Consider the following 25,678-nt stretch of genomic DNA (forward strand, 5'->3'; position numbering starts at 1 on the left):
AGGTTCGGGCATCACGCGGCCAACATGCCGGAACCATCGCCAGCAGACCGTGATCGACACTCGGACCGACGCCGCCGCGACCACCATGCCCGACCGCACCGCGGCCCAAAACTCCCCGTCGGACCGCTACCGGAATCGGCCCCGGCAAGGGGCAGGCACGGTGGACGATGCGGTGGGAACCCGCTTTGAACGCGTTCGCGAACACCTTCGGTGACCGCTGGCCGAGCGCCGAGAAGGACTAACCGAAAACACCGAACTCGTTACCGCCCCGCGCGCCTCGGTGTATCGAATCGCCGAATGGAGAGATTCGTATTTGCCGCGCTTACAGAATCTGGGGCCTCCGCGGGCGGGTCACGAAGTCGGCGAAAGGCGGACGGTCGGCCGGCTTCTGTCCGCCGTGCGGAATGGTGAGGCGTTTCGCGGAGCGGACGGACTGCCCGTGCCGGTGGCGCGCGAAGTGAGGGAAGAGGACTGGTTCTTGTTCGCCCAGAACTATGTGGATCCCAAGTGGACTCGGGCGGCGGGCAAGTCGCGGTCTGGCAACGCCGACGCACTTGCGACGGCTACGCTTCCGGAAGGCCCTCACGGGATGAGCTTCCCGAAAGCGTCTCAAGGCGTATTTCGCGGTGCAGCACTACGCCGCACTCCGGCCGGAAGAGGCGGCGATGCTCGGGCGCGGTGATCTCGTTCTGCCGAAGGAGGGTTGGGGCGAATTGCTTCTGTCGCAAGCGCACCGATCGCAGGAGCGGCGTGGACCGACAATGGCGCCCGACCCGACCGGAGGCAGCTCAAGCAACGGGGGACAGGGGAGGTGCGGCCGGTCCTGTGTCCGCCGCCGTTGCCGGCGATCCTCCACGAACGCCTGGAGAAGTATGGGACTGCGGCGGATGGCCGGTTGTTCCGGAGCCTTACGGGTGCTGATTTGGCGGAATCGACGGTCTCGCGTCTGGGATCCCGCACGGACGACGGCTCTGACCAAGACGGAATACGAATCGGTATTGGCGAAGCGTCCTTATGACTTGCGGCACGCGTGCGTTTTCCACCTGGCTGGCCGCGGGCGTGCCCTCGACTCAGATAGCCGAGTGGGCAGGAGGCAAGTGCCCGCGCGCGGATCGAGCGTGCCCTGGATGCGGGGGAGCGGGACCACGAATAGACCGCAGACAGCCGTAGATCGCCAGTGAGGGCCGGACACCACCGGACTACGCAAGAACGGCCCCCAACCAGGTTTCGCCTGGTGAGGGGCCGATTCTGGAGGTCAACCGCTGTGCCCCCGGTGAGATTCGAACTCACACTGGACGGGTTTTGAACGGTTCCGGAATCTGTCCAGTGACCTGCGCCGACGAGTCGTGTGGCGTACGCCGGGCCACAGGGAGGCCGCGAGGTCTGGGTTCCAGGGGAGCGTGGGAGCCGCCCTGCTGTGAACTGCGAGGTCATACCGCATCGCTAGGCTTTCTTGCAGCTGATCTTGAGGACCGGTTCAATTCCCAGTTCTCGGGCCTTCCGGGCCCATGTCTCGATCTTCTGTTTCAAGATGATTGAGCCACTGTCGGCGATACTTTCGAGCGGCTTCTTTCCTTTGTACCCAAGCCAAAGGCAGTAGCGGTCAAACTTTGGTATCTGTTGCACGCCTGCTCGGTTTCGGAGTAGTTCGAGAACGTTGATAGCTTGATCGCATATCGGCCCAAGTTTTTGAGCGGTTCCGAACTTGACGGCGTAAACGCAGTTCTCTTTTCGGAGATCCCACGCTTCGATCGGTGTTTTCGCAGTCGTCTTCAGAATTGAGAAGTTTTTATCCGCGACCTCGTAACCTGCATTCTTGACAGCATCTGAACTATTGAAGTTAGGTTCCGTCGAATTAATATATACAAACTGCTCTTCGGTGTCTTCGACTGTTATTCCGGAAATGTACTCGTTGAGAAACTCTAGATAGTCCTGGTTAAACCGCATCCAACGGCCATTGCTTAGCAGAACTCTCTCTTCGTCGGCTATGTAGTCCAACGTATTTTTCACGTCTTCGGTGAAACGTGGTCGTCCATCCTGCTCATGTAGAACCTTGATTCGAAGGATGTCTTTTTTGTGGATCTTGTTGGATTTGATGTAGTCTTTAAGATCCTTGATCGACAGGTTGTCCAGCGCCAGCTCGGGGTGCCCCCAGCATTTGAGTACGAACGATCCCTCGTTTGAGAAGACAAAGTCAACGCCGTACAGGTCGTAGCTGTTGTGTGCAAAGTCGGACGTGCCTAATGGTGTCTGTAGCTCGCGTACGAGTATGTCGTCGTAATGCGCGACCTCCGTTTCGTCGGTCAGGATTGTGGTGCGCGGAAGTTTGAAACGAGCATCTTGGTTCATTATTTTTTCAAGTTTGGTGAGGAGGGGTCCTATGTTTGCTGGTGATATATCTGGCGACAGCAGGGCTGAAGATCCAAACTTGCCAGCGCCTCCGAATGTCTTCTTGTAATCCTCGATAATTGCCGCTTGCAGGTAATCTACAGACTCACCGCTCTCGATATCTAATCGAGTGTTTGTTGCAAAGCTCTTGATGTCCTTCTTTTTCTTTCCCTGGAACCGCTTCGCTGCGGTTTGCTTTATGTCATTCTCATCCGCGATTCTCTTGGCGAGTTCAATTCCGAAGTCGAAGTCGCAGTATCGTCGCAAATAAAAATGAGACTTGCCGTAGCTCAATGCAAAGCAGGTCGATTCGCGTTTAAAAAGAAACGTTGCATAATAATGAAGCGAGGCTGGCATCCCCACTTCTTGAAAGTAGCTCTTATAGTCATCGGCCCAGGAAACGTTCCCTGGCGTTGGATCTTTAGAGTAGAAAAATTCTCCACGCCAGTCGTCTTGATCCACCGTCTTGATGATGTCCATGCGACTTGCATTCAACTTCAGGCGAAGCGCCTGGTATTCTTCTGGAATTATCGAGAATATGTTAAGCTTCATTTTTGACCGTGCTTTCCAGTGGGAGCCTCGTTACTTTAAGGCGATAAGGTTGGACCAGTTCACATGTAGACGGGCAGCCAGTTTTGATCACTTCCGGTGGTCGGCAGCGCGTTGAACGCTGTTACGCGACGGCGTCGAGAAGGCGTTGCCTGTTGCTGAACTGTCATCCGCGAGCCAGTTCGAAGCCGTGCCGGGCGACGTCTGTGATCTCGACTCCCGCAGCCGACGGCTACCTGGCGCGGCCTGCTCAAAGGTTGGGCGAACGTGGGAGACTTGCGAGGACGTCGCTGATCCGGAAGGGGTGCTGGACAGGCAAGTGTCGCCGTCCTACCACCTGGACACGTCTAAGGAGTAGCAATTGGGCAAGGCGTCGGCCTTGACAGAAGAGATGGCGCACCGCGTCCTGGTAGCGATCTGCGAACGTGCCGGACTCGATCCGGCGGCTGCTGAACTAGTTCGGATCGGTTCAAACGCCGTATACCGCCTAGTAAAGCCAGTGATCGTACGTATCAGCTCAGAGCGTGACGCCGCGGGTAACGCCAGCGAACAGGTAGCGGTTGCCCGTTGGCTCGCTGGCGAGAACTACCCGGCGACCCGTGCGCTGGACTTGGAGCAGCCGATTGTCGCAGAGGGCTACGTAGCGACGCTGTGGGAGTCCGCCTCTGAGCGGGAGGAGTACGCGCCAGTCGCTCAGGTCGCCGAGCTGATCAAACGCCTACACGAGCTCGACGCGCCGGCATCGCTTGACCTGCCGGAATACGACCCGTTCGGCAAGCTGGACGCCCAGCTCGGCAACCTCGACAACCTGGACCAGGCCGACGCGGACTTCCTGCGTGAGCGGATCGACGACCTCCGCGCCAGGTACGACACGCTGGAGTTCGTGCTCAAGCCCGGCGCCATTCACGGGGACGCGAACGTCGGCAACGTCATCCTCGACCGCGACGGAAACCCGCTGCTGATCGACCTGGACAGCTTCGCGGTGGGCCCGCGGGAGTGGGACCTGGTTCAGACCGCGCTGTTCTACGAGCGGTTCGGGTGGCACACCGAGGACGAGTATCGCGACTTCGTGCGCGTCTACGGCTGGGACATCATGACCTGGCCCGGCTACAAGGTGCTCGCCGACTACCGCGAGATCTCCATGACCCTCTGGCTCAGCCGTAAGGCCGGGACGGACGAGGGGGCGGCCGCCGAGGTGCGCAAGCGGGTGGCTGCGATCAAGAACGGGGGAGACCGCCGCGACTGGGCGCCTTTCTAGCGTCCTCCGGCTTCCACAGGGTGGTGGCCCGGGCCTGCTCGACGAAGTCGGCAACGACCGGGCTCTTGCCCACCCCAGAAAGCCGCTGCTGGAACTCGGCGACGTAGGTGCCGCACCGGGCCGACTTGAGCTGTTCGCCGATCTGAAGGGCGCTCAGCGCTACATGGCACGCCTGCTCAACGTTCCCGTGCGCCAAGTGCGCGTCGGCAAGCACCATCGTGGCGAAGAAGTCGCTGCGCACGTAGCCGCTCGGCGTCGGCCCGAGGGACTGCTCGGCGTAGGTGCTGGCGTCCACCGCCCGCCCAAGGTCGCGGTTGCAGTGGCCAAGCTCGGCGGCAAGTTCCGACTCGTTGAAGTAACCGAACCACTGGGCCGGATCGCTCTCCAGGTTCGCCCGTTCGAAGTCGCGGACCGCGGCCGCCATCGCGCGGTCGCACCCCGCAACGTCGCCGAGCCGCGCCAGGGCGCGTGCTTCCATCGCGCTGTAGTGCGCCAACGCGATGGCCGAGCCTGCGGTTTCCGTGCCCATCCGTGCTGCGCGCGCCAGGTTGGCGGCTTCCCGGTACTTGCCCAGGAACGTTGCCTGGTGGCTCATGGCGTCCAAGATGCTGGCACCCAACAGGCGGTCCCCTGTGGACTGCGCGAGCCGAAGAGCTTGGACGAAGTACCGCTGTGCAAGCCCATGCAGGCCCGCGTCGTAGGTCATCCACGCCCCGAGTAGGGCGGCCTCAGCGGCAGCGCGGAACAGCTCACGCCCCACGTCCTCCGCGTACATGCCGTTGAGCAGCACGGAAAGGTCCGTCCGCAGGAACTCGACAAGCGCGCGCCGTGCGTGTCCGCCGCCATGCTGCCCGTCCAGTCGGTCGAAAAGCTCCGTGGTGGTCCGGATGCCTGCGATGTCAGCCGGGCCGACCGTGCGCTTGCCCGCGTAGCTCAGCATGTCGTGACGGTTCGAGACCAGCCAGGACAGGGAAGCCTCGTTCCACGCGGCCACGTTGACCGGCGCGGTCAAGAGCGCCGACACGCTGTCGAGGTCCGCTTGCCATAGTCCGGTTGTGACGGTGACGCCGACCGAAAGCTCTTCGGGGTAGGCAAGTCCGAGGTCGGGGGAGACCTTGCGGGGCCCGCCAAAACCAACCTCGTGCTGTTCGACGGTCCGTCCAAGCCGGTCGGCAAGGGCGGCTGTGATCGCCTTACGAGTTGGTTCGTCGCGCGGGATCGTGCCGTCCAGCCAGCGCCGTACGTAGGTGTGCGTGTAAGTCCGGCCTGCTTGCCGACCAACGGCACGAGCGAAGACCTTCAGGCCAACCGAGCCGTCTTCCCGCAGGAATCCGGCCTCGGTCATCAGGGCAGCGAGCTGCTCGTTGCCCTCCATGTCACCCCCAAAGTGTGCCCCCAGTGTTCGACTGTGCCCCCAAGTGTGCCCTGTTTGTGCTGCTCAGTGGACGCTTTCATAGAGGCATGGCACGGAACACCACAGACGACCAGACCACCGGCTCACTGATCGGCGGCCTCCAGGCGGTCAAGCCGTTCTTCGATCGCGGAGACCGCCGCGCGGAGATCGACCAGACCGCGCCGGAGGTCCCCAATGGACACCGGAGGAGCGTCCTTCGGCGGATCGGCCGAGACGAACACGCCCACCGAAGGGCGCGACACGAGCCAACCCTCTTCCTGGAGGAGAGCGACGGCGCGCTGAAGCGTCGGGAGCGAAACGTCTTGCTGCTGGGCGAGATCCCGGTTGCTTGGCAGCTTCGCGCCCGGCGCTAGCTCGCCGCTCAAGACGGCGGAGCGGATAGCGGAGGCAACGCGTTCGTAGGGCGCCAAGCCCGTGGTCTCGCTTCCCATGCCGTTGAGCATAGTCACCTGACCAAACCCGACCAAGCTTCACGCGGATGGACTAACGACAGTCTGACCAAAGCTGACTATGGTCAATCTTGGTCACGCGAACAATCGAGAAAGGCTTCCCAATGAGGTACGCACACATCAGCCGCCGCCAGGCCGAAGCTCGGTTCGATGGCATGGACGCTGATTACGAGGACGTTTTTGCTGTTCAGGCGCATGTGGCGGCAACTGTGGACGCCGCGGAGCTGGCGGAGGTGCACGCGCTGCTGGACGGGCTGGATGCGGAGTTGGAGGCCGCGGACCAGTTGGCGTTGGTGCGGGTGCCGCGGTTCACGGATCCGGGGCGGGCGGGGCGTTCGCGTCGCCGGTCGGACCGGGCGGTGCTGCGGTCGCTGCCGGTGCGCCTGGACGTGGCTGACCTGGTGGATGGGGAGGCCGCGTGATGGGCGGGTTCGTGGACGCGCCGCCGGTGGTGTTGCGGGCGCACGAGCAGGTGCGGGACGAGTTGCGGCGGGCGGACACGAAGGCCACGACGCTGCTGTCGGTGGTCGGGGTGGCTCTGGCCGGTGTGATCGCGCTGGGCAAGGCCGGGATGCCCGCGCCGGCATTGGCCGCGCTGTGGCTGGCGGCTCTGCCGATTTTCGGGGCGGTGCTGGTGCTGTTGGCGACGATCCGGCCGAAGCTTTCGCAGTTCCCGACGCCGGGGTCGTGGCTGGACGCCACGCTGCACGGCCCTGGCGTGTTACTGGAGGCGGGGAGTTACGCCGCGGAGGTGGCGGCGAATGACGTGTGCCTTCTCGGGCATCTCGCGGTCGCCAAGCACACCCGCGTAAAGCACGCGGTGAACCTGCTCATCGTCGGCGGCACCGTGCTGGCGGTGGCCCTGGTCCTGTCCGTCCTCGGGTGAGAACGGAGGAAGAAACATGACCCGATATGTGATCACTGACCCCGGCACGGCGGCCTGTCCCGCCAAGAACGTGCCCACCGCGCCGGGACTCCCCAACCAGCCAGAAAACCACTCGGGAAGGACCCCCATGGTAGGCACGAACACCTCGCCGGACGAGTCCGGTGACACCCTCGCCGAGCGGCAGGCCGCGGGTTTGCGGGCGCTGGCCGCGATGATCGAGCAGAACCCGCACCTGTCGCAGTGCTTGCGCTTCGCGCTGGGCGGCATGATCGCCCCGCTGATCGACACTGACGGGGACCTGCGGGCCCGGCTGCAAGCGTTCCATGCTGCTGCCCGCGCCCATGGCGCCACGGTCACGGTGCGGAATGAGCAGGAGGGCTGCCACGTCGCCGCGGAGTTTGGCGCGGTCGCGGTCCGCATGATCGGCACTGCTGCGGACCTGGCCGGTCAGCGCCCGCGCTACCCGGATTACGAGCCGCTGACCTTTGACGAGAGCGCCGGGGGTGAGCGGTGATGCGGCGCCGCAGCGTGAACCGCCTGGTGTCAGCGCAGATCGAGCAGGACCGCGCCGGGGACCTGGTGCTGGTGCCGGTGCGGGTGTTCCTGCGCTACGACGTGACTGATCCGTTCGCGGTGGTGCTGGACTTCACCACCGCGGCCGGGCTGGTGACCTGGCACCTGTCGCGTGACCTGCTCATTGAGGGCCTGGAGTACGGCGTTGGGGACGGGGATGTCTATGTGGCCCCGGATTCGGAGCTGGCTGACCGGGTGTGGGTGGTGCTGACCGCGCCGACCGGCACCGCGCACCTGGCCTTCGTCCGGCCGGAACTCGTTGCGGTGCTGGCAGAAACCCGCCGCTTGGTGCCGCAGGGCAGCGAATCGGGGCTGATCGACTGGAACCGCGAGCTCGCCTTGCTTGGGGGTGCCGCGTGAAAACCACCACCCCGGCGCACCTGAAGACCCTTGCTATCCGCCGCTACGAGGCCGCGACCGGGACACGGTGGCGCGACGCCACCCGCACGGCCCAGCAGACGTGGTTGCGGGAGACGGAACCGGTGCTGCGTAAGGAAGAAGGCATCGCGCTCGATGCGGTGTGGCGTGACGGCGGGTGGCAGCCCGCCGAACAGATCGATCTGTTTACCCACGGGCACAACGGAAGGGAGGTGGCCTGATGTCTCCCACCGTCCTCTACGTCCTCGCCGGGCTTGCCCTGGTCGGCATGTTCTCCGTGTGGCGTTCGGGCCGCAAATCGGCTCTCAAGGCCCGTCACGGGGTCCGTGAGGTCACCCGCATGACCGGCAATGCCATCCGAACCCTGCTCACCGCGGGGCTGATCGTCGGTGTGCAGTGGGCCGTCATTGCCTGGTGGCACAGCACAACAGCCTTGGCTATCGCCCTGATCGTGCCCGCCCTGTTCGCGGGGGCTGCGGTGGCGCGGCTGCTGGCGGTTACCGAGATCGTCACCACCACGAGGGGGCACCACTGATGAACCAGCCTGTGGAAACTGTGGTGCTGCCGGTGCCGCACCGGATCGCGGCTGGTGGTCCGGAGTGGACTTACCGCGCGGTGTTCGGTGACCGGATCCGCATCACCGGCCTGGTCGCGGTCTCGAACACCCGCACCCGCTACACCAGTGCGGCCGTGGCGCTGAACACCCGGGAGGACAGCGACCCGTACGGGGAAGCCGCCCTGTTCCTGTCCCCGCTCACCGCCCGCGCCGTGGCGGCCGCGCTGCTGGCCGCCACCATCCACGCCGAGGGAGGCGAACCCCGATGACCGAAACCCCTGCCATGGCACAGGATGCGCGGCACGTGCCGCTGTCCACCGCCGAGAAACTGCGTCAGGACGCCGAGCAGGCCGCGGCCGTGCGGGCCCTGTCCAACCACCCTGACGTGATCGCGCTGCGGGTGGAGAAGGTGCGGTCCTTTGTGGACACGCTGGTGTGGGTGGGGATCTTCCTGGGGTTGGCGTTCACGATGGTCAACGTCCAGACCTTCGCGGCCTCCGGAGCCGCTCTGTGGTCGCTGCCGTGGCTGGCCGCGTGGCTGCTGGACCCGATGGTCTCGCTGGTGCTCGTAGCGGTGCTGCGGGCCGAGCAGATCACCGCCCGGTACCAGGTTCAGACCGGGGTGTGGCCGCACCGCACGAAGTGGTTCGCGTTCCTGGCCACCTACGTGATGAACACGTGGCGTTCGTGGACGCACCTGGACGTGGCGGGGATCGTGCTGCACTCGGTTCCGCCGGTGCTGGTGTTCCTCGCCGCCGAGACCGCCCCGGTGCTGCGGGACCGGCTCACCGAAGCGGTCACCCGCGCCGCGGCCCCGGCGTTCACCGGAGTCCGCGCCGACACCCCGGACGCACCCGTTCACGAACCGGCCCCGGAACCCGTTCACGACTCGGTGCCGGAGCCCGCGCCGAAGCCGGTGCGCCGGGCGCCGCGCAAGCCGAAGACCGCGGCGAAGCCCGCGCGGAAGTTGCGGGCGGACTACCTGGCCGAAGCCCGCACCGCGTGGGCACCGGGGATCGAGATCACCCCGGCATGGGTGCGGGAGGTCTGCCCGGGAATCTCGCGCGGCACCAGCAAGAACGTGGCCGACGACCTGACCGCGGAAACCACCCCGGCACCGTCCGTTTCCGCCGTCCCTGATCGCGAGGCCGCCGACGCGCGGCGTGAGGAGGCCGCCGCCTGATGTCCGCACCCACCAATCACGACCGTGACGACCAGCCCGAGTTTGAGGAGTCCATGAACACCCCCGAACACAACCCGATGAACACTGACGAGACCGACACCGTGAACACCCAGGAAACCGAGGCGGTGAACGGCACGGTGGTCCCGTTCACGCTCCGCCCGGACTCCGCCTCGACGCCGGACGAGATCCCCGTTCAGGAACAGCGCGCCGCCGCCCGCGGTGAGGTGATCGACGGCGAGATCGTCGACGACGAAGACACCGACGACGCCGAGGAGATCCGCCACGCCGTCCCGGTGGACCCGCCCGCGCCGCCGAAGCAGTCGTGGTGGGAGGCGACGAAGGACGCGAAGATCCGGCCGCTGGTGCCCGAATGGGCCCGCACTCGCGCGGAATTTCGGGACCGGGTGCGGTGGGTGGCGTTCTACGCCGGGCACACCACCGCCTTCCACGCCATCCGTTCCCCGCAGTACGCCGGCATTTTGCTGCTGCGTTCCCCGCGCGGCCTGTGGCGGGTCGTCGTCGCGACGCACCGCTGGATCTACGACGCGGAGGGCAAGCCGTTGCGTGCCGCGGCAGTGACGGCGAACGAGTACGACAAGTACTTCAAGCTCGCCGAAGTCCGCGCCGAGCGCATCCGCAAGCGCGGCCTGGTCGCCTTCCTCGCCCTCCTGGTCGCCGCGGCGGGGGTGTTCGTGCTGGCCAGCTACAGCACCGCCCTGCTGTGGCTGCTCGCCGCCGCCAGTGTCGGCGTGCTGGGCAAGATCGGCACCCCGGCGGACAAGCCCATGCTCGGGCGCGCCGTGGTCACCTCGAAGGCCCCGAAGCTGACCAGTGATGTCGTGGTGCGGGCCCTGGGGGCGCTGGGGATCTCGCAGATCAACCAGGCGGTCGCGAAGGGGCCGGGGATCACGTTCCCGGCGCCGATCACCCGCGACGGGCCCGGCTGGCGCGCCGAGGTGGACCTCCCGCACGGCGTCACCGCCACGGACGTGATGGAGCGCCGCGACAAGCTCGCCTCCGGGCTCCGGCGTCCGCTGGGCTGTGTGTGGCCCGAACCGGTGTCGGAGGAGCACTCCGGCCGGTTGGTGGTGTGGGTCGGGGACACCGACCTGTCCAAGGCCAAGCCCGCGGTGTGGCCGCTGGCCAAGAAAGGCGAGGCCGACTTGTTCGCGGCGGTGCCGTTCGGGACCGACCAGCGCGGCCGCCCGATCGGGATTGACCTGATGTTCGCGAACATGGTCATCGGCGCCATGCCCCGTATGGGCAAGACGTTCTCCCTGCGCGTCCTCGTGCTGGCCGCGGCGCTGGATCCGTGGGTGGAGCTGGTGTTGTGGGAACTCAAGGGCACCGGGGATCTGGGGATGTTCGAGAAGGTGGCGCACGAGTACGGCTCCGGCGCCGACGACGACACCCTGGAAGGCGCCATGAACTCGTTGCGGCGCCTGTACAAGGAACTGGAACGCCGCTCGAAGACCATCACCCGCATCGCCAAGGAAAACCGGGCCCTGTGCCCGGAAAACAAGGTCACCCCGCAACTCTCGCGCAACCGCAAGCTCGGGTTGCACCCGATCTTCGCCGCGATGGACGAGTGCCAGGAACTGTTTTCCCACGACGAGTACAAGGACGAGGCCAAGAAGCTGGCGGAGGGGATCATCAAGCGGGGCCCGGCCATGGGCATCATCCTCGTACTCGCCACCCAGCGCCCCGACGCCGCCAGCCTCCCACCCGGCGTCAGTGCGAACGCCGGTCTGCGGTTCTGCCTGCGGGTGATGGGGCAGACCGAAAACGACATGGTGCTCGGCACGTCCAGCTACAAGAACGGCATACGTGCCACCACGTTCGGGGCGAAGGACAAGGGCATCGGCTACCTCGTAGGTGCCACGGACGACCCGCAAATCGTGCGCTCCTACTACATCGACGGCCCCGCCGCGGAGAAGATCGTGGACCGGGCCCACGCGTTGCGGGACGGGTACGGGACGCTGACCGGGCACGCGGTCGGTCAGTCCGTTGTGGACGAGGGTGGGCGCCCGTCGTACTCGCTGATCAAGGACGTTGCCGCCGTGATCCGTGTCGACGAAGCCAAGATCTGGTCCGAGACCGTGGTGGACCGGCTCGCCGAACTCCGGCCCGACGTGTACGGCGAGTGGGCCACGTTGGACGGTCGGGCGAAGGGCAACCAGCTCGCCTCCGCGCTCAAGCCGTTCCGGGTCGAGACGATCCAGGTGCACGGCCGCACCGATGGGGGCAAGGCGGCGAACCGGCGCGGCATCGAACGCGCCGCGGTCCTCGCCGCAATCAACGGACAGTAACCGGGGTGGGGCGCTAGCGTCTCGCGCGCCTCTAGCGTCCGGCGACGCTAGACCTAGCGTCCACGCTAGCGTCCCGCACCGGTCCTGATCAGGAAACTAGCTTCTAGCGTCCACCAGCACAAACACGCTGGAAACCCCCGAAAACCCGTGGCTGCGACACCCCCGCCGGGACGTCGCTAGGCCCGACTACACCCAAAAACAGTCACGCACTGTGAACACTGGGAGTTCTGCTGATGGCTACCGCCACCGCCCTGACCACACCGACCGACACCCTCACCGACCCCGAACGCGGCCTGCTCGGCTGCCTGATGCAGCTTCCCGCGACGGCCGCGCGCCCGGTGCTGACCGGGATGCGCGCCGATGACCTGGCCGGGCCGGTCGCCGCCCCGGTGCTGCAACTGGTCATCGAACTCGTGGCCGACGACGTGGCTCCGGCTCCGGTCGCCGTCTACGCCCACGCGGTCAGCACCGGCCGCGCGCCGGGGGAGCAGCGGCGGGAATGGCTGTCCGGGTGGCTGATCGACGCCTACCGCGACGCCCCACCCGCCGCCCTGGCCGGGCATCTCAAGACCGTGGTGCTCGAAGCCGCGTGGCGGCGAGCCCTCTACGCGCACACGGTGCGCATCGGGCAGGCCCTCGACAGCACCGACCCGCACGTGCTGCGGGAGCTGGCCGACGACGGGATGACCGCCGCGGAGAACGTGTGGCGCCGCTACCGGGCCGCGTTGTCCACTGAGGACACCGTGCCGGGGCTGGGGGTGGCTGCCTGATGGTTCGCCGCCGCCAGATCACCGCCGCTTCCGTGTTCGCCCGCGGCCGCTCGGCTGGCCCGTCGTGGGGTGACTTCGGGCTCACCGAAGCCGATCTCGCCTGGCACGAGGACGCCGCCTGCGTCGGCACCGACCCGGACAGCTTCTTCCCCGAACCCGGCCCCGGCATCGGGGAAGACAACGCCGCCGCGAAACGCGTGTGCGCCCGCTGCCCGGTCCGGGCCCAGTGTCTCGGCTACGCACTCGCGCACGCCGAACCGGAAGGCATCTGGGGTGGGCTCACCGCCCCCGAACGGCGCCGCCTGGCCAAAACCGGGCGCGGGCACAGCAACCCGCGCGATGTCGAGATCACCCGGCTCACCAATGCCGGCAAAACCGCGCAGGAGATCGCCTGCGCCCTGCAGATCACCCCGCGCACCGTCGTCCGCGTCCGTGCCCGAGTCCGCGATGCCGAGGAGGCCGCCTGATGACACAGCCCGCCCGCCCGTTGCGGGTGGTGCCCGGCCCACACCCACCCGGACCAGCACCCGCCCACGGCGCCGAAGTCCTCGACGAGATCGGAGCGTTCGTGTCCCGCTTCAACGCCTTCCCCGATCAGCACTGCGTGCCGACACTCGCGCTCTGGTACGCCCACACCCACGCCGCCGAACACTTCTACGTCACCCCGCGCCTCATCCTCTCCAGCGCCGAACCCGGCTCCGGGAAGACGCGGGTACTGGAGGTGGCCCAGTACCTCGTGCACTCCCCGGAGATGACGTTCTCCACCTCGACAGCGGCACTGTTCCGGATGATCAACGCCACCCCGATCACGATCCTGTTCGACGAAGTGGACGCCATCTTCAACCCGAAGAACGGCGGCAACTACGAAGATCTCCGCGCCATGCTCAACGCCGGATACAAGCGCTCCGCGACCATCGCCCGCTGCGTCGGCGACGCCAAAGCCATGAACGTGCAGCGCTTCGCCGTCTACGCACCCGTCGCGCTGGCGGGCATCGCGGGGCACATGCCTGACACCATCACCACCCGCGCTATCACTATCCACATGCGACGCCGTGCGCCGGACGAGAAGGTGGAGCCGTTCAAAACCCGCCACGTGGAAGCCGCCGCAGAACCCTTGCGCGACAAGCTTTCCGCGTGGGTGGGCAGCATCGCCGACGGGCTCGACGACGCCGAACCCGAGATGCCCGAGGGTGTGACCGACCGGTCCGCGGAAATCTGGGAACCGCTCATCGCGATCGCTGACGCCGCGGGCGGGCACTGGCCCGACACCGCGCGTGCGGCGTGCGCGCACTTCGTCGCCCACGCCGACCCACACAAAGGCAGCCTCGGAATCCGGCTGCTCGCCGACCTCCACACCATCTACACCCACCGCGGCGCCGACCGCCTGCCCACCGCCGCCATCCTCGAAGCCTTGTACGCCAACGAAGAAGCCCCGTGGGGTGACCTGTTCGGCAAGCCCCTCGACGCGCGCCGCCTGGCCAAAGAACTGGACCGCTACGGCGTCAAGCCGACCGTCTACAAGGCCGACGGGAAAACGACCCGCGGCTACCTCGCGACCGGGGAGACCGGGCTCGCCGACGCCTGGAAACGCTACCTGCCCACCGAGCCCGGCGGCTCTACCGCGTAACGGGCGTAACCGGCGTAACCCCGCAGGTCAGCCGGTTACGGCAAAACCCCCGGTTACGGATACATCCGTAACCGCCCGACCATCCGTAACCGCCTGACCAGGCCAGTTACGCCGGTTACGCAAGTTACGCGACATAGCCGCCCACGCCCGCGAAGGAGACGTCATGCACCCGTGCGCACACACCACGAACCACCGCGCCGGAAGGACCACCGCCAAATGGCGACGCCACGTCGACACCTCACCATCGCCGCATTCTGCGAAGAGTTCGAAGTAGCCCGTTCCACGTTCTACGAATGGCGCGCAAAGGGTCGCGCGCCTCGCTGCATCAAATTGCCGAATGGGGAGATCCGTATTCGCCGCTCTGACCTCGATTCCTGGCTCGATTCGTGCGAAGAGGAGGCTGCCTGATGGACAACACTTTCGAAGTGCGAATCTGGGACCTGCGTGAGAGGATCACGAAGTCAGCGAAAGGCGGCCGGTCGGCCAAGAAGTCCTACAACGTCAGGTGGCGGGTTGGCCGGAAATCCTGGTCGCGGACCTATCCGACCAAAGGGCTCGCCGAGTCGTTCCGGTCTCAGCTTCTGTCTGCTCTGCGGAATGGTGAGGCGTTCCGCCAATCTGACGGCCTGCCCGTGTCAATGGGGCGCGAAGTCAGGGAAGAGGACTGGTTCTTGTTCGCCCAGAGCTACGTGGATCTCAAGTGGACTCGTGCGGCGGCCAAGTCGCGGTCTGGCAACGCCGACGCACTTGCGACGGCAACGCTGGCCATGCTCGCGACCGACCGCGGCAAGCCGTGCGACAAGGTCTTGCGGAAAGCGCTCACGGGATGGGCTTTCAACAAGAGCCGTCGCGACTCTGCCAAGCCCGCCGAGATTCAGCGAGCACTGAAATGGCTAGAGCAGAACACCATCCCGGTTTCCCGGCTCGACGACCTGTCTATGGTTCGGGCCGTTCTCGACCAGCTCGCGCTCAAAATGGACGGGAAACCGGCCGCGGCCAAGACGGTATCCCGAAAGCGTGCGGTGCTGTACAACGCGTTGGAGCTCGCTGTGGAGCGGAAGTTGCTCGAAAAGAACCGGGTTGCCGACATCAAGTGGACCGCGCCGAAAAAGAACTTCGCCATCGACAGGCGGATCGTGATCAACCCGGAGCAGGCGTCCACCTTGTTGCTTGCTGTCGAGGCACAGCAAGTGGAAGGGCAACTACGCCGATCGATGGGCCCGCGCCTCAAGGCGTATTTCGCAGTGCAGTACTACGCCGCGCTCCGGCCCGAAGAGGCGGCCATGCTCGTGCGCGGCGACCTCATTTTGCCGGAGGAAGGTTGGGGCGAATTGCTTCTGTCGCAAGCGGCGCCAATTGCAGGAGCGGCGTGGACCGACAACGGCGCTCGGCGCGACCGGCGGCAGCTCAAGCAACGGGGGATAGGGGAGGTGCGGCCGGTGCCGTGCCCGCCGCCGTTAACCGCGCTTCTCCATGAGCACCTGGAGAGGTACGGGACTGCTGCGGACGGTCGGTTGTTCCGGAGCCTGACGGGCGCTGATTTGGCGGAATCGACGGTCTCGCGCGTCTGGGACCGAGCGCGAAAGTCGGCTCTGACTGAAACGGAATACAAGTCGGTGTTGGCGAAGCGTCCCTATGACTTGCGGCACGCGTGCGTTTCCACGTGGTTGGCCGCGGGCGTTCCCTCGACTCAGGTAGCCGAGTGGGCAGGCCACTCCGTGGACGTCCTACACCGGATCTACGCCAAGATCCTGGCCGGGCAGGAAGCGAGCGCTCGGGAGCGGATCGAGCGTGCTCTGGGCCAGTCCGGCGGCCACGCCACGTCCACGGGGCGTCCACAGACACCCGATGACGGCCGGACAGAGCCGGACATGGCCGGATGAAACAAGATCGGCCCCTCACCGCGTTCTCGCAGGTGAGGGGCCGAATCAAGGAGGTCAGAGAACGTGCCCCCGGTGAGATTCGAACTCACACTGGACGGGTTTTGAATCCGTTGCCTCTGCCAGTTGGGCTACGGGGGCGACGCGGGGAGACTTTACGCGTACCGTCCGGCTCGGGGAGCAGCGGGGTAGCCCTGCGTGACGGTTGCTTACACCGTATGGACTGTTTACACCACGTGGTGAACACCATCTCACGAACTGGATCGTTCCCGGTAGGCTCGGGTTTCGCGGCACGCCGCGTTGTACCCAATCCGTCGAGCACGCAGGAGGACCCCGGTGACCGAACAGGCTGCCGAGGCAAGCGGTGTCGCCACCGAGCCGCAGCGTAGGGTGCTCGTCGCCGAAGACGAAGCACTCATCCGCCTTGACCTCGTCGAAATGTTGCGCGAAGAGGGCTATCAGGTGGTTGGCGAGGCAGGCGACGGCGAAGAAGCCATCAAGCTCGCTGCCGAGCTCAAGCCGGACCTGGTGATTCTGGACGTCAAGATGCCCAAGCTGGACGGCATCGAGGCGGCCTCCAGGATCACCGGCGACCGGCTCGCCCCCGTGGTCATCCTGACCGCCTTCAGCCAGCGCGACCTGGTCGAACGCGCCCGGGACGCGGGCACGATGGCCTACCTCGTCAAGCCGTTCAACAAGCGCGACCTGGTGCCGGCCATCGAGCTGGCGATCAGCCGCTTCAGCGAGCTGCAGGCGCTGGAGGCCGAGGTCGCCGGGCTGACCGACCGGCTGGAGACCCGCAAGATCATCGACCGGGCCAAGGGGCTGCTGATGAGCCAGCAGGGACTGTCCGAGCCGGACGCCTTCCGCTGGATCCAGCGCACCGCGATGGACCGGCGCACCACCATGAAGGCGGTCGCGGAGGCAGTGGTCGAAAGCATCGGCCAGCGCTAAAGATTAACCCGCTCGGATGAGCGGTCATTACTGGCTGTTTAACACCCGGTTGTTGCGTTCGGACAACCGGGTGTTAAACGTCGATAAATCTTGGTGACGACCGTCACGATGTGGATACAACACTGGCCGTAACTCTGTGCAACGGAGATAAAGACGGCTACGTTTCGCTCCCAGTCAGGTCCCGACGACAACGGGGCACGGCCGCTGACCAAGCGGCTTAGGGCAATGGGAGGAACGAGTGGCAAAAGCACGGCTCACCGGAGTCATCGTGCTGGCGGCCGCGGCAGCGCTCGCCTTGGGCGCGTGCTCCGCGCGTGATCAGGGAAGCTCGTCGAACAGCAACACCGGATCCGCCGCCGCGCCTTCGCAGGCCGCGAACGCGGCGAACCCCGCGGGTGACGGCAAGGCCGTCTGCTCGGGTGTTTCGCTGGCATACGCGGGCACGATCAACGGCTCGAGTGCCGCACTGGGCCAGAACATCCTGCGGGGTGCCGACCTGGCCGTGAAGCAGCACAACCAGGCCAACCCGGGCTGCCAGGTGACCCTGAAGCAGTTCGACACCCAGGGCAAGCCCGACCAGGCGCCCGGCATCGTGACCCAGGTGATCAGCGAGGCCGACATCATCGGCGTCGTCGGCCTGCCGTTCTCGGGCGAATCCAAGGCCGCGGGCAACCTGTTCAACCAGGCCGGCCTGGTGACGATCTCGCCGTCGGCGACCAACCCGGGGCTGGCCAACAACGGCTGGAAGACCTTCTTCCGCGGCATGGGCAACGACGCGGTGCAGGGTCCGGCCGCGGCGAAGTTCCTCACCGACACGCTCAAGGCCAGCAAGGTCTGCGTCATCGAGGACGACTCCGAATACGGCACCGGGCTCGCCGCCCAGGTCACCCAGGCGCTGGGTGCCAAGGCCACCTGCTCGGACAAGGTGAAGACCGGGCAGACCGACTTCTCCGCCGTGGTGAACAAGATCTCGACCGAATCCCCGGACGCGATCTTCTACGCCGGCTACTACCCCGAGGCCGGCCCGTTCGCCCAGCAGCTCAACGACAAGGGCGTGACCGCGAAGTTCGTCGGCCCGGACGGTGTGAAGGACCCCGAGTTCGTCAAGGGCGCGGGCGCGGGCGCGAACAATGCCTACTTCACCTGCCCCTGTGTCCCTGAGGACAACTTCAAGGACTTCACCGCCGCCTTCAAGCAGGTCGAGGGTGCCGACCCCGGCACGTACTCGCCGGAAGGCTACGACGTCACGACGATCATGCTCAAGGGCATCGACTCGGGCATCAAGGACCGGGCCGGGCTGCTGAACTACGTCAAGAACTACGACGGCCAGGGCCTGACGAAGCACTTCAAGTGGGACGCGAAGGGCGAGCTGTCCGACACGCCGGTGTGGAGCTACCGGGTGGAGAACGGCAAGATCGTCAACAACGGCCAGATCAGCTGAAAAACGACCGAGACACGGGCATGCACGCGGCCGACCGCCGCGTGCATGCCCGCTCCGTACCCGGGAATAGAGTGAATCCTTGAACCCCGCGACCCTGCCTTTGGTCCACGCCGACAGCTGGATACAGTTCGATGTCCACGGCCTGGCCGACCAGTTCTGGAACAACACCGTCGACGGCCTCTCCCTCGGCGGTATCTACGCCCTCATCGCACTGGGCTACACGCTCGTCTACGGCGTGCTCAAGCTCATCAACTTCGCCCACTCCGAGGTGTTCGTGGTGGGAGCCTTCGCCACCTGGATCACCTTCTACCTGCTGGGTTTCCGCTCCGGTGACACCCCGGACCTGTCGGTCTTCGAGGTCATCGGCTTCCTGGCGATCGCGGGCATCGCCGCGATGGTGGTGTCCGGCGCGACCGCGGTGGCGCTCGAGCGGATCGCGTATCGCCCGCTGCGCAACAGAAACGCGCCACGGCTGGTCTTCCTGATCACCGCGATCGGCGCGTCGTTCGCGATCCAGCAGACGCTGAAACTGATCTTCGGCCTCAACCAGCAGCCCCAGATCCGGCTGCTGCAGCCGCAGCCGCTGTTCAAGATCTTCGGCGCCGTGGTGACGAACGTGCAGATCATCCTCTTCGTCGCCGCGATCGTGCTGTGGTTCGTGGCCGACTACTTCGTCAACCGCACCCGGATGGGCCGCGGGATCCGTGCCGTGGCACAGGATCCCGACACCGCCACCCTGATGGGCGTGAACAAGGAACGCGTCATCGTGGTGACGTTTCTCGTCGGCGGCCTGCTGGCCGGCGCGGCCGCGCTGTTCTACATGATGCGCATCCCGCAGGGCGCCATCTACAACGGCGGATTCCTGCTGGGCATCAAGGCTTTCGCGGCCGCCGTGCTCGGTGGCATCGGGAACCTGCGCGGCGCGATCGTCGGTGGGTTCCTGCTGGGCCTGGTGGAGAACTACGGCCAGTCGCTGTTCGGCGGCGAGTGGAAGGACGTGGTCGCGTTCGTCGTGCTGATCATCGTGCTGATGTTCCGGCCGACCGGGATCCTCGGCGAGTCACTGGGGAAGGCGCGAGTATGAAAATCAGCGAGCGCTGGAACGCGCTGTCCCGGCCCGCCCAGTGGGGCATTCTCGTCCCGCTGGTCGTGCTCATCTACTTCCTGCCGCTGCTCAACCCGCCGATCATCGCCACCACCGGCACCGACTTCCCGACCGCGATGTTCGACGTGGCCCGCTACGCGCTGGTCGCCATCGGGCTGAACGTGGTGGTCGGCCAGGCCGGGCTGCTGGACCTGGGCTACGTCGGGTTCTTCGCCGTCGGCGCGTATGTCGCGGCACTGTTCACCAGCCCGAACTCGACGCTGCACAAGCTGCCGTACCTGTGGACGCTGCCGGTCGCGATGGTGGTCACGATGATCTTCGGGGTCATCCTGGGTACCCCGACGCTGCGGCTGCGCGGCGATTACCTGGCGATCGTGACGCTCGGGTTCGGCGAGATCATCCGGCTGCTGGCCGACAACGTGACCCCGTTGCGCGGCCAGTCCGGTTTCCAGGGCGTCGCCACCGACGCGCAGGGCCACCCGTTCTTCGCGAACGCCACCCAGTGGTACTGGCTGACGCTCACCATCATCGTCGCGGTGCTGCTGCTGGTCGGGAACCTGGAACGGTCGCGGGTCGGCCGGGCGTGGGTGGCCATCCGCGAGGACGAGGACGTCGCCGAGATCATGGGTGTGGCCACCTACAAGTTCAAGATCTGGGCCTTCGTCATCGGGGCCGCGATCGGCGGCCTGTCGGGCGCGCTCTACGCGGGCAAGGTCGGCTTCGTGAACAACCAGTCCTTCGACGTGGTGACCTCGATGCTGTTCCTGGCCGCGGTGGTGCTCGGCGGCGCGGGCAACAAGGTGGGCGTGCTGCTGGGCGCGGTCGTGGTGGCGTACCTGCCGTTGCGGTTCGTGCAGATCGCGCAGTACAACTTCCTCATCTTCGGGATCGCGCTGATCGTGCTGATGATCTTCCGTCCGCAGGGTCTGCTGGGCGCGCGGCAACGGCTGCTCGCCCGCGGCAGGCAGGCCTACCAGCGGCTGATCGGCCGTGGGGAGCAGCTCAGCGGCGACAGCGCGCTGGCGAGCGAGCCGCGAGGGGGCAACTGATGACGAACCCGGAAGAACCGGCGCCCCTCGAAGGCGGCATCGTCGCCGAGGTCGCCCACATGTCCGCGGAAGAGCGCGCGGAACACGAGGCCGAGGTCGCCGAAGCCGTCGCCCCGGACCGCGAGATCCAGGTCGAAATCGGCGAAACCCTGTTGGAGCTCAAGGAAGTCACGCTGAAGTTCGGCGGCCTGACCGCGCTGGACTCGGTGTCGTTCGGGATCCGCCGGGGCGAGATCCTCGGCCTCATCGGGCCCAACGGCGCCGGCAAGACCACCTGCTTCAACGCGATGACCGGGGTCTACCGGCCCACCTCCGGCAAGGTGCTGCTGGAGGACAAGGCCATCGGGAAGGCGTCCCGGCACCAGATCACGCAACGCGGGATCGCCCGCACGTTCCAGAACATCCGGCTCTTCGGCGAGATGACCGCGCTGGAGAACGTGGTGGTCGGCGCGGACGCCAGGCACAAGACCAGCGTGATCGGCGCGCTGCTGCGGCTGCCGCGCCATCACCACGAAGAGAAGACGGCTGTCGAACGGGCCATGGCGCTGCTGGAGTTCGTCGGCATCGCCGACCGCGCCGCGGACAAGGCGAAGAACCTGCCCTACGGCTACCAGCGGCGGCTGGAGATCGCACGGGCACTGGCCACCGAGCCGAAGCTGCTGTGCCTGGACGAGCCGGCGGCCGGGTTCAACCCGGCCGAGAAGGAAGAACTCATGGAGCTGATCCGCAAGATCCGCTCCGACGGGTACACGGTGCTGCTGATCGAGCACGACATGCGGCTGGTCATGGGTGTGACCGACCGGATCGTCGTGCTGGAGTTCGGCAAGAAGATCGCCGAAGGAGTCCCGGCCGAGATCCGGGAGAACCCGGCGGTGATCGCCGCGTACCTGGGGGTGAGTGAAGATGACGCTGCTTGAGCTGGACGGGGTTTCGGTGCACTACGGCCGGATCCAGGCCGTGACCGGCCTGTCGATCACGGTCGACGAGGGCGAGATCGTCGCCCTCATCGGGGCCAACGGTGCGGGCAAGTCCACCACCATGCGGGCCATCTCCGGGATCCGGCCGCTGTCCACGGGCCGGATCACCTTCGCCGGGGAGGACATCACCAAGCTGCGCGCCGACCTGCGGGTGGTGCGGGGGATCTCGCAGGTGCCCGAGGGCCGGGGCGTGTTCCCCGGCATGACGGTGGCCGAGAACCTCGACATGGGCGCGTACGCGCGCAAGGACCGCAAGAGTCTCCGGGCCGATCTGGACCGGGTGTTCGAGCTGTTCCCGCGCCTGCAGGAACGGCGGAACCAGGCCGGCGGCACGCTTTCGGGTGGGGAACAGCAGATGCTGGCGATCGGCCGGGCCCTGATGGCCAAGCCGAAACTGCTGCTGCTGGACGAGCCGTCGATGGGCCTGGCGCCGCAGTTCATCGCCCAGATCTTCAAGATCATCACCGAGATCAACCAGCAGGGCACCACGGTGCTGCTGGTGGAGCAGAACGCGCAGCAGGCGCTCTCCCGCGCCCACCGCGCGTATGTGCTGGAGACCGGTGAGATCACCAAGACGGGTGCCGGTAAGGACCTGCTCGCCGACCCCTCCATCAAGGAGGCGTACCTCGGCGTCGCCTGAGCCACGCGCGAGACGGGCCCCCGCCGCGGCGGGGACCCGTTTTCGTTGGTGCGTCAGGCTTTCGGCCGGTCCCGCACGATGCAGCTCAGCCGCGCGGTGCAGGTGCGCCTGCCCTGCTCGTCGGTCAGCACGATCTCCGTGGTGATCGTGCCGCGCCCGACGTGCACCGGGACCGCCGTGCCGGTGACCACACCGCCGCGCACGCCGCGGTGGTGGGTGCAGGACAGCTCGAAACCGAGCGTGATCTTGTCCGCGCCGGCGTTGAGCGCCGCGACCGTCGAACCGAGCGCCTCGGCCAGTACCGCGTTGGCCCCGCCGTGCAACAGACCGTAGGGCTGCAGGTTGCCGGCGACGGGCATCGTGCCGACGACCCGTTCCGCGGTCACCTCGACCAGTTCCAGCCCGATCTTGTCGTTGAGCTGCTGGTCGGCGACGGCCGGGTTGATGCCGGCCAGCTGTTCGCGGAAGTCTTCCGAGAGGTGTTCGGTCACGCAACGCTCCTAAATCGATACGACAGGCAAAGCTGTCAGACCCTCACCCTAGACTCGCTCCCGTGAGCCCCAGCCAGAAGCAGTCAGTAGCGAACGCCACAGCGACAACGGCCACCGCGGAGCGGCCGCGCCTGTTGCTGATCGACGGCCATTCGATGGCCTACCGTGCCTTTTTCGCCATCCCGGCGGACAATTTCCGCACGTCGACCGGGCAGGTCACCAACGCGGTGTTCGGGTTCACCTCGATGCTGATCAACCTGCTGCGCGACGAGCAGCCCACGCACCTGGCGGTGGCGTTCGACGTTTCCCGGCAGACCTTCCGCTCGGAGCGCTACGCCGAGTACAAGGCCGGCCGCTCCGCCACCCCGGACGATTTCAAGGGCCAGGTCGACCTGGTCAAGGACGTGCTCGCGGTGCTCGGCATCCCGGTGCTGGCCAAGGAGGGCTACGAGGCCGACGACATCATCGCCACGCTCACCACGCAGGCCGTCGGCGAGGGCTACGAGGTCCTGATCTGTACCGGCGACAGGGACGCGCTGCAGCTGGTCGGTGACGCGGTGACGGTGCTCTACCCGCGCAAGGGCGTGTCCGACCTGGTCCGCTACGACCCGGCGGCGGTCACCGGCAAGTACGGCCTCACCCCGGCCCAGTACCCGGATTTCGCGGCCCTGCGCGGCGACCCGTCGGACAACCTGCCCGGCATTCCCGGGGTGGGGGAGAAGACGGCCACCAAGTGGATCCAGCAGTTCGGCTCGCTCAACGACCTGATCGACCGTGTGGACGAGGTCAAGGGCAAGGTCGGCGACGCGCTGCGCGCCCACCTGGATGCGGTGCTGCTCAACCGGCAGCTCACCGAGCTGGTGCGGGACGTGCAGCTGGAGGCCACGCCGGACGAGCTGGCGCTGCGCCCGTGGGATCGCGAGGCGGTGCACCGGCTGTTCGACGAGCTGGAGTTCCGCGTGCTGCGGGACAGGCTGTTCGCCACCCTGCAGAGCGCCGAGCCCGAGGCCGACCAGGGTTTCGAAGTCAGTGGTGCCGCGCTGCCGGCGGGCGCGCTCACCGCGTGGCTGGCCGAGCACACCGGCGAGGGCAAGCCGGCCGGATTGTCTTTCCGCACCACCGGTTCCTCGGTCACCTCGGATGTACAGTCGATCGCCTTCGCCGCACTGGACGGGCAGGGCGCTTACGTCGATCTGTCCACAATGGACGCAGCGGACGAGAAGGCGCTCGCCACGTGGCTCGCCGACCCGGCCATCGGCAAGGTCGGCCATTCGCTGAAGGTGGCGCTGCACGGGCTGCTGGCCCGCGGCTGGGCGCTCGCGGGCCTGCGGATGGACACCGCGCTGGCCGCGTACCTGGCCCGGCCGGGCCAGCGCACCTTCGAGCTGGACGACCTGGCCCTGCGCTACCTGCACCGCGAGCTGCGCTCCGACGACGGCGAGGGTGACGGCCAGCTTTCGCTGCTCGACGAGGACCAGGGCGAGCAGAAGCTGGTCAGCGGCGAACTGGTGCGGGCGCGCGCGGTGGCCGAGCTGGCCGGGGCGCTCGCCGAGGAGCTGGACAAGCTGGGCGGCAGCAAGCTGCTGGCCGAGATCGAGCTGCCGCTGCTGGGGGTGATCACCGAGGTGGAGGCCGCCGGGGTGGCGGTCGACGTCGAGCAGCTGACGGATCTGGAGTCGCACTACGCGTCCCGGGTGCGCCAGGCCGAGGCGGACGCGTTCGCCGTGATCGGCAAGCAGATCAACCTCGGCTCGCCGAAGCAGCTGCAGGTGGTGCTGTTCGACGAGCTGCAGATGCCCAAGACCAAGCGCACCAAGACCGGGTACACCACCGACGCGGACGCGCTGCAGACGCTGTACGAGAAGACCGAGCACCCGTTCCTGCAGCACCTGCTGGAGCACCGTGACGCCACCAGGCTGCGGTCCACTGTGGAGGGTCTGATCAAGGCGATAGCGGACGACGGCCGGATCCACACCACCCTGCACCAGACGATCGCGGCCACCGGGCGGCTGTCCTCGGTGGACCCGAACCTGCAGAACATCCCGATCCGCACCGACGAAGGCCGCCGCATCCGCGACGCGTTCGTCGTCGGCCCCGGGTACGCCGAGCTGATGACCGCGGACTACAGCCAGATCGAGATGCGGATCATGGCGCATCTGTCCGAGGACGCGGCGCTGATCGAGGCGTTCCAGTCCGGGTTCGACTTCCACGCGGCCACCGCGGCGAAGGTGTTCGGCGTCGAGCCCGAGGCGGTCACGGGCGCGCAGCGGGCCAAGATCAAGGCGATGAACTACGGGCTGGCCTACGGCCTGTCCGCGTACGGGTTGTCCAACCAGCTGCGGATCTCCACCGAGGAGGCCAAAACGCTGATGGACGACTACTTCGACCGGTTCGGCGGCGTGCGCGACTACCTGCAGAGCGTCGTCGCGGTCGCGGCCAAGAGCGGCTACACCGAGACGATCTTCGGCCGCCGCCGGTACCTGCCCGACCTCAACAGCGACAACCGGCAGCGCCGGGAGATGGCCGAGCGGATGGCGCTCAACGCGCCCATCCAGGGCAGCGCGGCGGACATCATCAAGGTCGCGATGCTGAACGTGCAGCGCGCGCTGAAGTCCTCCGAACTGTCGAGCAGGCTGCTGCTGCAGGTGCACGACGAATTGGTGCTGGAGATCGTCGACGGCGAGCACGAGCAGGTGGAAGCCTTGGTGCGCAAGGAAATGGGCAGCGCCTACGACCTCGCCGTGCCGCTGGAGGTCTCCGTCGGCTCTGGTCGTTCCTGGAACGACGCGGCGCACTGACGT

The 25,678-nt window shown here is 66.6% G+C and carries 25 protein-coding genes, 1 tRNA gene and 1 pseudogene; 22 read left to right on the top strand and 5 right to left on the bottom strand.

What is annotated here, in order from left to right:
• Nucleotides 1-1,443: 1,443 nt before the first annotated feature.
• A complete protein-coding gene (locus VHD82_RS14895) occupies nt 1,444-2,868 on the bottom strand; it encodes a DUF6119 family protein (RefSeq protein WP_325702948.1) in 1,425 nt (474 codons plus the stop codon).
• A gap of 430 nt (nt 2,869-3,298) precedes the next feature.
• On the opposite strand from VHD82_RS14895, the gene VHD82_RS14900 reads away from it, so the two are divergent.
• Complete coding sequence (locus VHD82_RS14900; protein WP_325702951.1) at nt 3,299-4,195, top strand: aminoglycoside phosphotransferase family protein; 897 nt, start codon at nt 3,299-3,301, stop codon at nt 4,193-4,195.
• On the opposite strand, the gene VHD82_RS14905 is transcribed toward VHD82_RS14900, so the two are convergent.
• Nucleotides 4,155-5,570: an XRE family transcriptional regulator gene (locus VHD82_RS14905; protein ID WP_325702954.1), complete on the bottom strand. Its 1,416-nt coding sequence runs from the start codon at nt 5,568-5,570 to the stop codon at nt 4,155-4,157. The two genes, VHD82_RS14900 and VHD82_RS14905, sit on opposite strands and share 41 nt — an antisense overlap.
• Nucleotides 5,571-5,692: 122 nt before the next feature.
• Complete coding sequence (locus VHD82_RS14910) at nt 5,693-6,040, bottom strand: winged helix-turn-helix domain-containing protein (protein WP_325702957.1); 348 nt, start codon at nt 6,038-6,040, stop codon at nt 5,693-5,695.
• Between the two features lie 173 nt (nt 6,041-6,213).
• On the opposite strand from VHD82_RS14910, the gene VHD82_RS14915 reads away from it, so the two are divergent.
• The 14 genes and pseudogenes from VHD82_RS14915 (at nt 6,214) to VHD82_RS14980 (ending at nt 16,223) form a co-directional block, all read left to right on the top strand.
• Nucleotides 6,214-6,480, top strand: coding sequence for a hypothetical protein (locus VHD82_RS14915; protein ID WP_325702960.1), 267 nt, complete (start codon nt 6,214-6,216; stop codon nt 6,478-6,480).
• Nucleotides 6,480-6,944, top strand: coding sequence for a Pycsar system effector family protein (locus VHD82_RS14920; RefSeq protein WP_325702963.1), 465 nt, complete (start codon nt 6,480-6,482; stop codon nt 6,942-6,944). The genes VHD82_RS14915 and VHD82_RS14920 overlap by 1 nt, the downstream gene beginning before the upstream one ends.
• 127 nt (nt 6,945-7,071) lie before the next feature.
• Nucleotides 7,072-7,458, top strand: a complete 387-nt coding sequence (locus VHD82_RS14925) for a hypothetical protein (RefSeq protein ID WP_325702966.1) — start codon at nt 7,072-7,074, stop codon at nt 7,456-7,458.
• Nucleotides 7,458-7,877, top strand: coding sequence for an SsgA family sporulation/cell division regulator (locus VHD82_RS14930; RefSeq protein WP_325702969.1), 420 nt, complete (start codon nt 7,458-7,460; stop codon nt 7,875-7,877). Before VHD82_RS14925 ends, VHD82_RS14930 begins: the two co-directional genes overlap by 1 nt.
• Nucleotides 7,874-8,116 carry a hypothetical protein gene (locus VHD82_RS14935; RefSeq protein ID WP_325702972.1) on the top strand — a complete coding sequence of 81 codons (243 nt, stop codon included), beginning with the start codon at nt 7,874-7,876 and terminating at the stop codon, nt 8,114-8,116. The genes VHD82_RS14930 and VHD82_RS14935 overlap by 4 nt, the downstream gene beginning before the upstream one ends.
• Nucleotides 8,116-8,430 carry a hypothetical protein gene (locus tag VHD82_RS14940; RefSeq protein ID WP_325702974.1) on the top strand — a complete coding sequence of 105 codons (315 nt, stop codon included), beginning with the start codon at nt 8,116-8,118 and terminating at the stop codon, nt 8,428-8,430. The genes VHD82_RS14935 and VHD82_RS14940 overlap by 1 nt, the downstream gene beginning before the upstream one ends.
• A complete protein-coding gene (locus VHD82_RS14945; protein ID WP_325702978.1) occupies nt 8,430-8,720 on the top strand; it encodes a hypothetical protein in 291 nt (96 codons plus the stop codon). Before VHD82_RS14940 ends, VHD82_RS14945 begins: the two co-directional genes overlap by 1 nt.
• Nucleotides 8,717-9,634, top strand: coding sequence for a hypothetical protein (locus VHD82_RS14950; protein ID WP_325702981.1), 918 nt, complete (start codon nt 8,717-8,719; stop codon nt 9,632-9,634). The genes VHD82_RS14945 and VHD82_RS14950 overlap by 4 nt, the downstream gene beginning before the upstream one ends.
• A gap of 53 nt (nt 9,635-9,687) precedes the next feature.
• Nucleotides 9,688-11,943, top strand: coding sequence for an FtsK/SpoIIIE domain-containing protein (locus tag VHD82_RS14955; RefSeq protein WP_325702984.1), 2,256 nt, complete (start codon nt 9,688-9,690; stop codon nt 11,941-11,943).
• A gap of 233 nt (nt 11,944-12,176) precedes the next feature.
• The gene (locus tag VHD82_RS14960; protein WP_325702987.1) at nt 12,177-12,713 is read left to right on the top strand and encodes a hypothetical protein; all 537 of its coding nucleotides are present in this window, start codon (nt 12,177-12,179) and stop codon (nt 12,711-12,713) included.
• 32 nt (nt 12,714-12,745) lie between these two features.
• Nucleotides 12,746-13,024, top strand: a pseudogene (locus VHD82_RS14965) (WhiB family transcriptional regulator); the annotation flags it as partial.
• Between the two features lie 155 nt (nt 13,025-13,179).
• Complete coding sequence (locus VHD82_RS14970; protein ID WP_325702990.1) at nt 13,180-14,340, top strand: DUF3631 domain-containing protein; 1,161 nt, start codon at nt 13,180-13,182, stop codon at nt 14,338-14,340.
• Between the two features lie 216 nt (nt 14,341-14,556).
• Nucleotides 14,557-14,748: a helix-turn-helix domain-containing protein gene (locus VHD82_RS14975; protein ID WP_325702992.1), complete on the top strand. Its 192-nt coding sequence runs from the start codon at nt 14,557-14,559 to the stop codon at nt 14,746-14,748.
• Nucleotides 14,748-16,223, top strand: coding sequence for a tyrosine-type recombinase/integrase (locus VHD82_RS14980; protein WP_325702995.1), 1,476 nt, complete (start codon nt 14,748-14,750; stop codon nt 16,221-16,223). The genes VHD82_RS14975 and VHD82_RS14980 overlap by 1 nt, the downstream gene beginning before the upstream one ends.
• A 64-nt stretch (nt 16,224-16,287) precedes the next feature.
• Here the strand turns inward: VHD82_RS14980 and VHD82_RS14985 are convergent.
• Nucleotides 16,288-16,361 (bottom strand) — tRNA-Leu (locus tag VHD82_RS14985).
• Between the two features lie 195 nt (nt 16,362-16,556).
• Here VHD82_RS14985 and VHD82_RS14990 point away from each other — a divergent pair.
• From VHD82_RS14990 to VHD82_RS15015, 6 genes are all read left to right on the top strand, one after another.
• The gene (locus VHD82_RS14990; RefSeq protein WP_325702998.1) at nt 16,557-17,174 is read left to right on the top strand and encodes an ANTAR domain-containing response regulator; all 618 of its coding nucleotides are present in this window, start codon (nt 16,557-16,559) and stop codon (nt 17,172-17,174) included.
• Between the two features lie 268 nt (nt 17,175-17,442).
• On the top strand, nt 17,443-18,615 hold the full coding sequence (locus VHD82_RS14995; protein ID WP_325703324.1) for a branched-chain amino acid ABC transporter substrate-binding protein: 1,173 nt from the start codon (nt 17,443-17,445) through the stop codon (nt 18,613-18,615).
• A 79-nt stretch (nt 18,616-18,694) separates the two neighbouring features.
• Entirely contained in the window at nt 18,695-19,699 is a 1,005-nt protein-coding gene (locus tag VHD82_RS15000; protein ID WP_325703001.1) for a branched-chain amino acid ABC transporter permease, read from the top strand.
• Nucleotides 19,696-20,769: a branched-chain amino acid ABC transporter permease gene (locus VHD82_RS15005; protein ID WP_325703004.1), complete on the top strand. Its 1,074-nt coding sequence runs from the start codon at nt 19,696-19,698 to the stop codon at nt 20,767-20,769. The genes VHD82_RS15000 and VHD82_RS15005 overlap by 4 nt, the downstream gene beginning before the upstream one ends.
• The gene (locus VHD82_RS15010) at nt 20,769-21,686 is read left to right on the top strand and encodes an ABC transporter ATP-binding protein (protein WP_325703007.1); all 918 of its coding nucleotides are present in this window, start codon (nt 20,769-20,771) and stop codon (nt 21,684-21,686) included. Before VHD82_RS15005 ends, VHD82_RS15010 begins: the two co-directional genes overlap by 1 nt.
• On the top strand, nt 21,673-22,386 hold the full coding sequence (locus tag VHD82_RS15015) for an ABC transporter ATP-binding protein (RefSeq protein WP_325703010.1): 714 nt from the start codon (nt 21,673-21,675) through the stop codon (nt 22,384-22,386). The genes VHD82_RS15010 and VHD82_RS15015 overlap by 14 nt, the downstream gene beginning before the upstream one ends.
• Nucleotides 22,387-22,439: 53 nt before the next feature.
• On the opposite strand, the gene VHD82_RS15020 is transcribed toward VHD82_RS15015, so the two are convergent.
• Nucleotides 22,440-22,877: a hotdog fold thioesterase gene (locus VHD82_RS15020; protein ID WP_325703012.1), complete on the bottom strand. Its 438-nt coding sequence runs from the start codon at nt 22,875-22,877 to the stop codon at nt 22,440-22,442.
• A gap of 62 nt (nt 22,878-22,939) precedes the next feature.
• Between VHD82_RS15020 and polA the strand changes: the two genes are divergently transcribed.
• Nucleotides 22,940-25,675: a DNA polymerase I gene (gene polA / locus VHD82_RS15025; RefSeq protein ID WP_325703014.1), complete on the top strand. Its 2,736-nt coding sequence runs from the start codon at nt 22,940-22,942 to the stop codon at nt 25,673-25,675.
• Nucleotides 25,676-25,678 lie beyond the last annotated feature (3 nt).

The sequence above is a fragment of the Amycolatopsis sp. genome, assembly GCF_035546795.1.
Taxonomy (GTDB): Bacteria; Actinomycetota; Actinomycetes; order Mycobacteriales; family Pseudonocardiaceae; genus Amycolatopsis_E.

Bases quoted from the DNA above. Each gene is read 5' to 3' on its own strand.
- VHD82_RS14895 (WP_325702948.1), bottom strand. From the start codon at position 2,868: ATGGACATCATCAAGACGGTGGATCAAGACGACTGGCGTGGAGAATTT.
- VHD82_RS14905 (WP_325702954.1), bottom strand. From the start codon at position 5,570: ATGGAGGGCAACGAGCAGCTCGCTGCCCTGATGACCGAGGCCGGATTC.
- VHD82_RS14910 (WP_325702957.1), bottom strand. From the start codon at position 6,040: ATGGGAAGCGAGACCACGGGCTTGGCGCCCTACGAACGCGTTGCCTCC.
- VHD82_RS14915 (WP_325702960.1), top strand. From the start codon at position 6,214: ATGGACGCTGATTACGAGGACGTTTTTGCTGTTCAGGCGCATGTGGCG.
- VHD82_RS14920 (WP_325702963.1), top strand. From the start codon at position 6,480: ATGGGCGGGTTCGTGGACGCGCCGCCGGTGGTGTTGCGGGCGCACGAG.
- VHD82_RS14925 (WP_325702966.1), top strand. From the start codon at position 7,072: ATGGTAGGCACGAACACCTCGCCGGACGAGTCCGGTGACACCCTCGCC.
- VHD82_RS14930 (WP_325702969.1), top strand. From the start codon at position 7,458: ATGCGGCGCCGCAGCGTGAACCGCCTGGTGTCAGCGCAGATCGAGCAG.
- VHD82_RS14940 (WP_325702974.1), top strand. From the start codon at position 8,116: ATGTCTCCCACCGTCCTCTACGTCCTCGCCGGGCTTGCCCTGGTCGGC.
- VHD82_RS14945 (WP_325702978.1), top strand. From the start codon at position 8,430: ATGAACCAGCCTGTGGAAACTGTGGTGCTGCCGGTGCCGCACCGGATC.
- VHD82_RS14950 (WP_325702981.1), top strand. From the start codon at position 8,717: ATGACCGAAACCCCTGCCATGGCACAGGATGCGCGGCACGTGCCGCTG.
- VHD82_RS14955 (WP_325702984.1), top strand. From the start codon at position 9,688: ATGAACACCCCCGAACACAACCCGATGAACACTGACGAGACCGACACC.
- VHD82_RS14960 (WP_325702987.1), top strand. From the start codon at position 12,177: ATGGCTACCGCCACCGCCCTGACCACACCGACCGACACCCTCACCGAC.
- VHD82_RS14970 (WP_325702990.1), top strand. From the start codon at position 13,180: ATGACACAGCCCGCCCGCCCGTTGCGGGTGGTGCCCGGCCCACACCCA.
- VHD82_RS14975 (WP_325702992.1), top strand. From the start codon at position 14,557: ATGGCGACGCCACGTCGACACCTCACCATCGCCGCATTCTGCGAAGAG.
- VHD82_RS14980 (WP_325702995.1), top strand. From the start codon at position 14,748: ATGGACAACACTTTCGAAGTGCGAATCTGGGACCTGCGTGAGAGGATC.
- VHD82_RS15005 (WP_325703004.1), top strand. From the start codon at position 19,696: ATGAAAATCAGCGAGCGCTGGAACGCGCTGTCCCGGCCCGCCCAGTGG.
- VHD82_RS15010 (WP_325703007.1), top strand. From the start codon at position 20,769: ATGACGAACCCGGAAGAACCGGCGCCCCTCGAAGGCGGCATCGTCGCC.
- VHD82_RS15015 (WP_325703010.1), top strand. From the start codon at position 21,673: ATGACGCTGCTTGAGCTGGACGGGGTTTCGGTGCACTACGGCCGGATC.